The 11,595-nt window shown below is 64.9% G+C and carries 5 protein-coding genes; 2 read left to right on the forward strand and 3 right to left on the reverse strand.

What is annotated here, in order from left to right; genetic code table 11:
* Nucleotides 1-272 precede the first annotated feature (272 nt).
* The gene (locus ACTHQX_RS18760; protein ID WP_440158648.1) at nucleotides 273-5,990 is read right to left on the reverse strand and encodes a beta strand repeat-containing protein; all 5,718 of its coding nucleotides are present in this window, start codon (nucleotides 5,988-5,990) and stop codon (nucleotides 273-275) included.
* A gap of 572 nt (nucleotides 5,991-6,562) precedes the next feature.
* Between ACTHQX_RS18760 and ACTHQX_RS18765 the strand changes: the two genes are divergently transcribed.
* Nucleotides 6,563-6,937 carry a hypothetical protein gene (locus ACTHQX_RS18765; protein ID WP_440158647.1) on the forward strand — a complete coding sequence of 125 codons (375 nt, stop codon included), beginning with the start codon at nucleotides 6,563-6,565 and terminating at the stop codon, nucleotides 6,935-6,937.
* A gap of 33 nt (nucleotides 6,938-6,970) precedes the next feature.
* On the opposite strand, the gene ACTHQX_RS18770 is transcribed toward ACTHQX_RS18765, so the two are convergent.
* Nucleotides 6,971-7,663, reverse strand: a complete 693-nt coding sequence (locus ACTHQX_RS18770) for a potassium channel family protein (RefSeq protein ID WP_440158646.1) — start codon at nucleotides 7,661-7,663, stop codon at nucleotides 6,971-6,973.
* Nucleotides 7,656-9,089, reverse strand: a complete 1,434-nt coding sequence (locus ACTHQX_RS18775) for a TrkH family potassium uptake protein (RefSeq protein ID WP_440158645.1) — start codon at nucleotides 9,087-9,089, stop codon at nucleotides 7,656-7,658. The genes ACTHQX_RS18770 and ACTHQX_RS18775 overlap by 8 nt, the downstream gene beginning before the upstream one ends.
* 408 nt (nucleotides 9,090-9,497) lie before the next feature.
* Between ACTHQX_RS18775 and ACTHQX_RS18780 the strand changes: the two genes are divergently transcribed.
* Nucleotides 9,498-11,480, forward strand: coding sequence for an amino acid transporter (locus ACTHQX_RS18780; RefSeq protein ID WP_440158644.1), 1,983 nt, complete (start codon nucleotides 9,498-9,500; stop codon nucleotides 11,478-11,480).
* Nucleotides 11,481-11,595 lie beyond the last annotated feature (115 nt).

Below are 11,595 nucleotides of genomic sequence, written 5' to 3' on the forward strand. Positions count from 1 at the left end.
ATGACCTCCTGTTCGGGAAAGCCGGGGCGGCGCGCTGCCGCGGCGGCCACTCCCAGTTTATCGGCGGCGGGGCCGGAACGCTCCTGCCGTTTATCCCCGCACGGCTTAATGCGGAACGGCCGCCGCAACCCGGTCGGAGTTGCAGCGGCCGTGCCGTCCTCGTGCGCCTAACTTACGACGACGGCCAGCTCACAGCGGTTGTCAGCTCACCGCCGCTGTAGCGGCGGAGGTTTTCGCCGCCGTCGTAAATCCGGCCTTGGATCCCGTGACGGTTACCCCACTATCGCAGTACCGGAGACGGTGGGCACGGGAGCAGTCAGCACGCCTGCCGCCACCTTGACCGACGCCGCGCTGGTCTTGGTAACCGTGGTGAAGCCGGACTTGGTACCGGTGACCGTGACCGTCAGGGTCTTGCCGAGCACCGCGGTTGACGGGGTATATGTGCCTGCCGTGGCGCCCGTGATGGCAACGCCGTTCGCCTTCCACTGGTACTTCAGTGTGACCGGTGCCGGCCCCCAGGCTCCTGTTGCCGTGAGGACGGACCCCACCCTGACAGCACCGCTGATGCCCGGAACCGGTGCGGTGAGGGTTCCGACGGCGACCTTTGCGGTGGCCGCGGACGTCTTGGCCGCCGTCGTATAGCCCGCCTTGCTGCCGGTGACCGTGACGCTCATGGTCTTGCCGACCACGGCCGCAGCCGGCTTGTACGTGCTGGCCGTGGCGCCGGAAATGGAGGCACCGTTGGCCTTCCACTGGTACTTCAGGGTGACCGGTGCCTGTCCCCACGCGCCGGGAACCGCGGTCAGCGTGTAGCCCACCTTTGCCGTTCCCGTGATCCTGGGAGCCGGTGCGCTGAGGGTTCCGACGGCGACCCTCGCGGTGAGTGCCGACGTCTTGGCCGCTGTGTTGTAGCCGGCCTTGCTTCCGGTGACTGTGACGCTGATGGTCTTGCCCACCACAGCCGCGGCCGGCTTGTATGTGCTGGCCGTGGCTCCGGCGACGGCGACGCCGTTGGCCTTCCACTGGTACTTCAGGGTGACCGTCGCCGGTCCCCAGGTTCCCGGAACTGCTGTGAAGCTGTAACCCAGCTTGGCGGTTCCGGTGATCCTTGGCGTCGGGGCGCTGAGAACGGGGTTGAGGGCCATGACCGTGCCGGTGGCGGCGGAGGTCTTGGTTGCCGTGGTGTACCCGGTCTTGGTGCCCGTCACGCTGAAGGTCAGCGTCTTGCCCACCTGTGCCGCGGCAGGCTTGAACGTCGCGGCGGTGGCGCCGGTGATGGCAACGCCGTTGGCCTTCCACTGGTACTTCAGGGCAACCGGTGAGGGCGCCCACGTACCGACCGTTGCCGTCAGCAGGGAACCCGCCTTGGCCGTGCCCTTGACTGCAGGGGTGGGCGCGGTGAGGGTTCCGGCTGCGACCTTGGCGGTGGCCGCCGAGGTCATGGTGACCGTGGCGTAATCAGCCTTCGAGCCAGCGACGGTAACGGTCAGGGTCTTGCCGACCGTCGCTGCCGTGGCCTTGTAGGTGCCTTCCGTGGCTCCAGCGATGCTGATGCCGTCGGCGTTCCACTGATACTTCAGCCTCACCGGCGCAGGTCCCCACGTGCCGGGTACCGCGGTCAGGACGGCATCCACTTTGGCCGTGCCGCTGATGGTGGGCGTGGCAGCGGTGAGGGCGGCGGCCGCGACCTTGGCAGTTGCCGCGGACGTCCTGGTTTCCGTGGTGTAGCCGTCCTTGGTACCGGTGACGGTCACGGTCAGGATCTTGCCCACGGTCGCCGTCGTGGGCTTGTAGGTGGCGGCGGTGGCCCCGGCGATGTCAGCGCCGTCGGCCTTCCACTGGTAACCCAGCGGCACCGGTGCCGGTCCCCACGTGCCGGGTGCCGCGGTGAGGGTGGAATCCACTGCCGCGGTGCCCGAAATGGTGGGCGTTGGTGCTGTCAGGGTGCCTGCCGCGACCTTGGCGGTGGCCGCCGAGGTCTTGGTTGCCGTGGCGTAGCCGGCCTTCGAGCCCGTGACGCTTACGGTCAGGATCTTGCCGACCGTCGCGGCCGTGGGCTTGTAGGTGGTGGCGGTAGCCTCGGCGATGTCGGCGCCGTCGGCCTTCCACTGGTAACTCAGTGTCACCGGTGAAGGTCCCCAGGTGCCCGGTGAGGCTGTGAGTGTGGAATCCACCTTGGGGGTGCCGCTGATGGTGGGCGTGGGTGCGGTGAGCTGGGGCGCCGCGTACGACAGGTCGAACGTTGTGGCACTCCCGCTGGTCACGGCTACCGGGGTGGCGCTGGCTTCCTCGGCGGTGTTGCCCGAGTACAGGTTGCCGCGTATTGCGTCCCGGAAGACATGCAGGAAGTACTTTCCTGTCGTGAGGCCCCCAATGCTGAATTTTCCAGCGGCATCTGAGCTTCCATACCGGCTGACGAATGAACCGTCGCGGGTGTACGCCTCAACGTAGGCGTACTGCAGAGGCTTTCCGGCGCTGTCCAGCAACGTTCCGGTTACGGACCCACCCGTTTTCAGCGTTGCGTCGATATTCTGCAGCGACTGGTTCTGGGCGAGGGTGATGACTTCGGCCTGGTTCAGACCCGCGGACTCCGGCTTGTTCGCGTAGAACTGCGCTTCGTCCTGGTATGTCCCGTTGGAGCGATTGAAGGCAATCTTGTAGGACTTTGCAGCGAGGCCCACCACGCTGTACTTGCCGGCCGCGTCCGTCTGCGTGGTCCTTGCTGTCTTACCTGCCAGATCATAAACAGTGACCGGGTAGCCATAAAGGCTTCCGGAACCCGTCACAGTGCCGCTTATGGATGCGCCGGTGGTCACTGTCATGTTGACCGATGCCTTGGCTTCTTCCGCCGCAACGACCACCGGGGTTGCGGTGTCCGGAGTGGTGCCGCCGTACCAGAGGTCTGTGGCTCCACTCTGTTCGCCTGAGAACCGCACCTTGTAGGTACCCGGTTCGAGGCCGCTGAGAGTGTAGGTTCCGTCAGCCCCCACCGATGCGACGGCTGCGGTTTGGTCCGGTGATTCGGCCCGTGTCGCGTAGACCAACGCTTTGCTGAGGTTCACTGAGTCAGGGGCCGTGATCTTGCCGCTGATAGAGGCGCTCTTCTTCATGGTCGCATCAATGGCCGTGCGGTCCTGGCCGTCCGTGACCGCCACTTCCGTAGCCGTGTCAATGGAGGATGCATCGCTGTACCACTGCTGCTGAAGGAGTCCCGCGTAACCGTAGCTCTGGAACTGCAGTTTGTAACTTCCCGCAGCAAGCCCGCGGAAAGAATAGGAGCCGTCATACTGATTGAGCGAGACGGTGCTCAGAGGTGTCAACTCGCCGCCCTGGTACAGGCTGACGTACACCGAGTAGGCGGGAACGCCTTCAGGGAGCGTGACCTTGCCGCTGATGCTGGCGCCCTTGGCCAAAGTCGCGTCGATGCCTGTGAGGTCTTGGCCTGCCGTTACTGTTACTGGTGTTGCTTCGGCGGAGGTCCGGGCATCCTGGTACCACTCTTCCAGGGCGCCCGAGTCGTAGCCGTAGAACTGCAATTTGTAGGTTCCGGCCGGGAGGCCGCGCAGCTTGTAGGTCCCGTCAGTGCGGACGTTTGCACTCGGTCCGTTCGGCTCTGCCTCGGAGACGGCCCGCACATAGGTCGATGTCAGGCTGACACCGTCAGGTGCCTTGACCGTGCCACTGATGGAGGCGCCCTTGGCGATCGAGGCGTTGATCCCTGTCACGTCCTGTCCCGGGGCAAGTGCCACAGCAGTCGCGGAATCCATGCTGGTGGCATTCTCGTGCCATTGCTCTAGAGCGCCAGCATTAGGCCCGTAGTACCGGATCTTGTAGTTGCTGGCCTGGAGCCCGACCAGTGAGAAACTTCCGTCCGGGCGGACATCTGCATTGACCGGGTATGCGCGGAAATTATCAACGTTGTACAGTTCCACGTTGACTGCGGAAATGTCGACGCCGGGAGCTCCCGACATCCTGCCGCTGATGGATGCGCCCTTTGTCAGAGTGGCGTCGACATTCGACTTGGCTTGGCCGTCTGTGAGCGCAATGACGGTAGCGCCGGCTGACGTCCCCGCGCCGCCGTACCATACGTCCAGGGCGCCGGAGTTGCCCGCAGTGAACCGTATCTTGTAGGGGCCGGCAGGAAGTCCGCTGAACTTGTACGAGCCGTCGGCGCCAAGGTCGACTGCTGCCAACCAGTTCCAGTCCGTACCGTCCGGGAACACGTAAGCCTGCACTCGGGCCAAGTCGACTCCATCGGGTGCGCTAACGCGGCCGGTAATGGAGGCGCCAATTACGAGGTCGGCGTCGATACCAGTAACGTCCTGGCCGGCGGAAAGTGCAACGGGGGTCGCTGTTTCGTATGACGAGGCCCCGGCGTGCCACTGTGTCAGGGTTCCCGTGTTGTAGCCCGAGAACTCGACCTTGTAGCTACCTGCGGCGAGCCCGAGGACTTTATAGTTTCCGTCGGCCATTACGCGGGCAGACCAGCTACGGTACTGGTTCGCTGCCGGGTAAACGTACGCGCGCAAAGAGGTCAAATCGACGCCTGCGGGTGCAGTGACCGATCCGCTGATGGATCCACCCTTGACCAGGGCCGCGTCAATCCCGGTGAGGTCCTGGCCTGTTTCGAGTGCCAACACGGTGGCGGCCTCAAAGGTGCCAGCACCGGAATACCACTGCTCCAGAGCGCCCGAGTTGCCTGTATCGAACTGAAGTTTGTAACTACCCGCCGCCAGGCCTCCGATCCGATAGCTGCCGTCTGCGGTCACCGAGACGGATGCGAGGATGGTCATGCCCTCAGCCCTTTGGATGCTGACACTCACGTTACTAAGATTGACCCCTGCTGGCGCCGTGATCTTGCCGCCGATCGTCGCGGCCTTGACCAGTGTCGCGTCGATTCCGGCGAGATCCTGGTTTGCGGTGACACTCACAGGTGTTGCGGTCTCGGCCGATTCCGCATTGGCGTACCACTGGTCGACTGCGCCGGAGTCATTCCCCTGGAACTGAACCCTGTAGGTTCCTGCAGGAAGGCCGGTGACCTTGTAGCTGCCGTCCTGGCCCACGGACGCGTACCTGTTGAAGTAGTACATGTTGTCCGCCTGGCTCACCAGGACACTTACGGAACTAATCTCGGTGCCCGCCGGTACGGTGACCTGGCCGCTAATTGTCGCGCCCTTCACAAGGGAGGCATCGATGCCGGTGAGGTCCTGGCCCGCCGCGAGTGTAAGTGCCGTGGCAGTTTCAATGGAGTCGGCTTCTGCGTGCCATTGGTCCAGTGCCCCGGAGTTGCTTCCCTGAAATTGCAGCTTGTAGGTTCCCGCGCGGAGACCCGTGACCTTGAATGTGCCGTCCGGCTTGACCCAGTCGTACCCGGTGTAGGAGTTGCGGTCGGCTTCGTGAACCGCGACTGTCACGGCGCTGAGGTCGACGCCTTCGGGTGCGCTGACGCGTCCGCTGATTGTGGCAGCCTTGATCAGGCTGGCGTCGATTCCCGTGGCCTCCTGGCCCGCCGTAAGCGTCAGAGGGGTGGCGGCCTCAAGAGAATCGGCGCCCCCGTACCACTGGTCCAGCACTCCCGATCCGTATCCGCCGAACTGGACTTTGTACGACCCCGCCGGAAGGCCGTAGACCTTAAAGCTGCCGTCCCCCGCCACAGCCGAATACCCCGGCGTTGACATGCCGTCCGCAGCATGGACCCTGACCTCAATTCCGCTGAGATCAACTCCAGCGGAGGCTTTTACGTGACCGCTGATTGTTGCGCCCTTGGCGAGCGTTACGTCAATGCCGTTGAGCTGCTGGCCAGCGGCGACCACCACAACCGTGGCGCCTTCCTGATCCGCGGTGCCGCCGTACCACTGTCCGAGGTTCAGGCCGCCGTAGTCAAAAAACTGCAGCTTGTAGGAGCCCCCAGGAAGATTTGAGGCAGTGTAATTTCCTTCGGCATCTGCGTAGCTGCTGGTTACATATTCGGAAGTTTCGGCGTTGCTCACGTGAACGCCTGTGTACCCTTGGCTGACTCCAGAGAAGTCAGCGGTGATTTTTCCGCTGATGGAGGCACTGGTGTCGCCTCCGAATTCTACTGCAGCCGCCGGCGTCAGCCCTGAAACTATCAGTGCCGATAGTACCGATAACAATATTGCGATTCTCATGCGGAATCGCCTGCTCCTAGCGAGCATTTTTCTTCCCCCCACGGGTACGGCAGCGGTGCGGCTGCTTCATTCAATTGTCAAAGAACGCCTTAGTGTAACTCGCCATCAGGGGTATATAAACCGAGTGGAGGAATCGGGTGTAATGAGCGGTTTAGTTGGCTGAGGGCTGCCTATTGCCACGGTTGTAATAAAGAACCTAAATGCAAATCGGAACACAAGAATTCCACAGGATTGGATCAAGAAGGGCGCAATTTCCGGAAAATAGAACAAGAGCGCCGGCCGGAGCTGTTACCTTGCCCGGCAGCTCCGCGGCACCGGGACCCGACACGAGCTCATCATCAACCAGAAACGTTTTAGAAAACAACCTGGTGCAGGCTTGGCCTATCGAAGCTGTTCGGGGAAGGGGCCCAAAGATGATTGAACACGACATGCTTGAGGTGAAGTCCGGCGCGGAGCTTGCTGTAGGCGACGAGATCGAGGCCTGGCACCGGGGACGGCTGGCTCACCGCGGGACCGTGAGCAGCACGTTCCGGGACATCGACCTCGTCTGGATCATCGACTCCCGGACCGGCACGCGCCGGCTGCTGGATCTCGAGCAGCTCAGCGTGCGGCGGGTCGCGGCCGGAAAGGCGGCCAACGCCGTCGGGCATTCAAACGGTGCCGCAAGCTTAAAGGCGTCCGACGCCGGGAACCCGGCCAACGCCGTCGGCAAACCCGCCGCCCGGAGACGGAGGCCCGTGAGGAGCCTGAGCCAGGTGGTCTTCATTGAGGCGCCGGCCACCCGGTAGGCAGCCACACGATGACTGGCCACGCGGCAAGCGTCAGGGCAGGTTGCTGAACCGTTCGGCCTGGGTCTTGCTGCCCTGCACGATGATCTGGTCGTCGTCGTACAGGACGGTCTGCGCGGTGGTGTGGCCCCAGATGCCGCCGGGGCGCTTGACCGCCACGATGGTGATGCCGTACTTGTCGCGCAGGCCCAGCACGCCGAGCGGACGGTCGCGGGCCTCGGTGGGCGGGCTGGTGCGGATCATCACGAAGTCGTCCTCGAACTCGACGTAGTCCAGCAGCGAGCCGCGGACCAGGTGGGCCACCCGCTTGCCCATGTCATGCTCGGGCCGGATCACGTGGTCCACACCGAGCTGGTTGAGGATCTCGGCGTGCGGTTCGCTGATGGCCTTGGCCCAGATCTGCGGCTTCTTGAAGGTGAGCAGGCGCGACGTCGTCAGGATGCTCGCCTCGATGTCGCTGCCGATGCCCACCACGGCGCGGTCAAACTCGTGGACGGAGAGCTGGCGCAGCACCTCCTCCTTGGTGGAGTCCGCCCGCACCACGTGGGTCAGGCGGCCGTTGTAGGACTGGACGGTGTCCTCGTTGAAGTCGATGCCCAGCACCTCGGTGCCCTGCGCCTCAAGCTCCAGCGCCAGCGACCCGCCGAAGCGGCCCAGTCCGATGACCACCACCGAATCCGCCTGTGCCGTGGATTCGGGGGAACGGGAGAAGAAGTTCTTAGCCAATGAGGGGCCTTTCCTTCGGGTATTCGTAGAGGAGCGGGCGTTCGCGCAGCGCCAGTGCGGCGCCGAGCGTCACGGGGCCGAGGCGGCCGACAAACATGAGCAGGATCAGCACCACCTGCCCGGCCGGCGGCATGGCGGCAGTAATACCGGTGGACAGACCTACTGTGGCGAACGCGGAGATCACCTCGAACAGGATCCGCTCCTGGCCGAAGTCCGTGATGAGCATCAGGAACATCGTGGAGCCGACCACCAGGGCGATGGCCAAGAGCACCACCGTGATCGCCTGCCGGTGCACCGCGCGGGACAGGCGCTTGCCGAAGATGTTCACGGCCGTGCCACCCTGCAGTTCGGTCAGCAGGATGAAGAACAGCACGCCGAAGGTGGTGATCTTCAGGCCGCCCGCGGTGCCGGCCGGGCCGCCGCCGATGAACATCAGGATGTCCATGCCCATCCAGGAGACGGGGTGCATCTGGCCGATGTCGATGCTGTTGAATCCGGCGGTGCGGGTGATGACCGACTGGAAGAACCCGGCCAGGATGCGCTCACCGGGGTTCAACCGGCCGAGGGTGGCCGGGTTGGACCATTCGACGGCGGTGAGGAAGGCGGTCCCGCTGACCAGGAGCACTCCTGTGCCTACCAGGACCAGCTTGGTGTTCATGCTCCAGTGGATGGGCCGCTGGTACTGCCGGCGCAGTTCGAACAGCACCGGGAAGCCGAGGCCTCCGATGATTACCGCGGCGGCGATGGGCAGGCAGATCCACGGGTCCCCGGCAAAGCCGATGAGGTTGTCCGTATGCAGCGCGAACCCGGCGTTGTTGAAGGAGGACACCGCGTGGAAGACGCCGTGCCATAGCGCACGGCCGGGCTCGTAGCCGTAGCCGGCGACGAGCCTCGCTGCCAGGATGCCGGCGAGCACGATCTCCACGGTGAGGCTGATCGCCAGCACGCCGAGCAGCACGCGGCGGACGTCGCCAAAGCCCGTGCTCTTGGTCTCCGCGGCCGCCGACAGCCGTGACCGCAAGCCCAGCCGGCGGGCCATGAGCACCCCCAGCAGGGTGCCGAAGGACATGACCCCGAACCCTCCGATCTGGATCAGGACCATGATCACCACCTTGCCGAAGCCGCTCCAGTACACCGGCGTGTCAACGGTAATCAGGCCGGTGACGCACACGGAGGACGTGGACGTGAACAGGGCGTCGAGGAAGGGTGCGCCCTGGGGGCCGTTCCTCGAAATGGGCAGCATGAGCAGCGCTGTGCCCATCGCGACGGCGCCGGCGAACCCGAGCACGATCACTTGGGCCGGGTGCTGGGGCGCGAAGACGTTGAGAATGCGCGGGAAAACTTTGGAGCCTCCGGCCCACAGCCCGCTGAGCCTGCGGTCCGTTCCGGCCGCAGGCGGGGCCTTTGGGGCAGCAGTGTCGCGCATACGCGTCACGCTACCACCGCGGTGTTCCCTACAGCCGGTGTGAAGAAAGAGGCGTTAAGAAAGCGTTAAGATCGCCGGTTTTGGCGCTTTACGGAATCCGGCCGGTGCTAGGCTCCCGTGGTCATCAGCAAACTGCCCATGTGAATCGAAGGACCCCGTGGCCACCTCAAGCACGCAAGGCCGTGGCCTGCCATGCTGACCCAAAGCGCCCCGTTGCTGTGGCTGATCCTCGGGATCGGCGCAACCGGCTACATGATCTACCGGCTCATCAGAGCAACGAAGTAGCCCCCGCCGTCGCAAATCGTCCCGCCGTCCGACGGCGGAAACCTCGAGCCGCTGACCGCCGAGCCTCCCGCCGCTCTGCAGCGGCCCCACAGCGGCCCTTCCCAAAAACCAGAAAGACACTCCATGACCGCACCAGCCCAATACTCCGTTCCGGCGAGCGTGCCCAACCCCGAGCGGGAGAACGGCCCCGGCGGCGCGTTCACACGTTGGCTGCTGGAACACAAGGTGCACCAGCCGGTGGGGCCGGAATCCGCGGAGGGCACCGGGCACCAGCAGAGCTGGTGGAAGGTCATGTGCCTGACCGGCGTGGACTACTTCTCCACGCTGTCCTACCTGCCTGGCATTGCCGCGCTCGCCGCGGGGGCCCTGTCACCGCTGGCCACGCTGCTGATCGTGGCCTTGACGCTGCTGGGCATGCTGCCGATGTACCGGCGGGTGGCGCAGGAGAGCCCGCACGGACAGGGGTCGGTGGCGATGCTGGAGAACCTGTTGCCGTTCTGGCGTGGCAAGGTGTTCGTGCTGGTGCTGCTCGGTTTCGTGGCGACGTCGTGGATCATCACCATCACGCTGTCCGCCGCAGATGCCACCGTGCACATGCTGGAGAACCCGTACCTGCCGCCGTTCCTGGAAGGCGAGGCCGTCCCCATCACCGTGGTGATGCTGCTGATCCTGGGCGGGGTGTTCCTGCTCGGCTTCTCCGAAGCGGTGGCCGTGGCCATTCCGCTGGTGGGCGTCTTTCTGCTGCTGAACGCGGTCATCATCGCTACCGGGATCTACGACGCCGTCACCCAGCCGGGTGCCGTTGCCGTCTGGATGGCTTCACTCGGCTCCTTCGGTGGCGGTTTCGGCAACATCGCCGGGCCCGCGATCCTGGCGTTCCCGCTGCTGGTGCTGGGCCTCTCCGGCTTCGAAACCGGCGTCAGCATGATGCCCCTGGTTAAGGCTTCCGGGTCCACGCCGGAAGAGACGCTGCAGAACCGGATCCGGAATACCCGCAAGCTCCTCACCACGGCGGCCGTGGTGATGAGCGTCTACCTGATCGGCAGCAGCTTCGTGACCACCGTGCTGATCCCGGCCGAGGCGTTCCAGGAGGGCGGGCCCGCGAACGGCCGTGCGCTCGCCTACCTGGCGCACGAGCGGCTCGGGAACGGCTTCGGGTCCGTGTACGACGTCAGCAGCATCCTGATCCTGTGGTTCGCAGGCGCCTCCGCGATGGCCGGGCTGATCAACATCGTGCCCCGGTACCTTCCCTCCTACGGCATGGCGCCCGACTGGTCCCGCGCGGTGCGGCCGGTGGTCCTGGTGTACACGGCCATCAGCATCCTCATCACCGTCGGTTTCAAGGCCGACGTCAATGCCCAAGCCGGCGCCTACGCCACCGGGATCCTGTTCATGATGGTCTCCGGCGCGGTGGCCGTGAGCATCTCTGCCGCGCGCAAGAAGAAACGCGGGGCCGCCGTCGGCTTCACCGTCCTGACCCTCGTACTGCTCTACGCCCTCGTGGAAAACGTCATCGAGAAGCCGGACGGCCTGGCGATCTCCGGGTTCTTCATCCTGGGCATCGTGGTGGTGTCGCTGGTGTCCCGTGTCTCGCGGACCACCGAGCTCCGGGTAGACCGGATCGAGTTCGACGAGGCCGCGCGCCGCTTCGTCACGGACACGATTGACTACGACGGGCGGATCAACATCATCGCCAACCGCCCGCAGGCCAGGGACGCCAAGGAGTACGCGGAGAAGGAAGCCGCGCAGCGGGAGAACAACCCCGTGCCCGGCACGGCCGACGTACTGTTCCTGGAGATCGACGTCACGGACCCGTCGGGTTTCAGCGGGGTGCTCGAGGTCCGGGGCGTCGAGGTGGCCGGGCACCGAGTCCTCCGCGCGAACAGTCCGGCCGCGCCCAACGCCATTGCCGCGATCCTGCTGGCCCTGCACGAGGCCACCGGAGTCCGGCCGCACGCGTACTTCGAGTGGGCGGAGGGCAACCCGCTGGCCCACCTGATGCGCTACCTGCTCCTGGGCCGCGGCGACACCGCCCCCGTGGTCCGCGAGATCATCCGCGAAAACGAGCCCGACCCCGCCCGCCGCCCCGGGATCCACGTCGGCTAGCCCCGCGGGACCCTCTCTCACTTCCTGCCGGTTTGCCACCGGCAGGTTCTAGGGGTCGTTGCAACACCTGAGTGATTGGTGGTGTTGTGGGACGTTTTGGTCGGCCTGAGGTGTT

Origin of the sequence: Arthrobacter sp. SAFR-023 (genome assembly GCF_051965295.1) — a bacterium.
Taxonomy (GTDB): domain Bacteria; phylum Actinomycetota; class Actinomycetes; order Actinomycetales; family Micrococcaceae; genus Arthrobacter.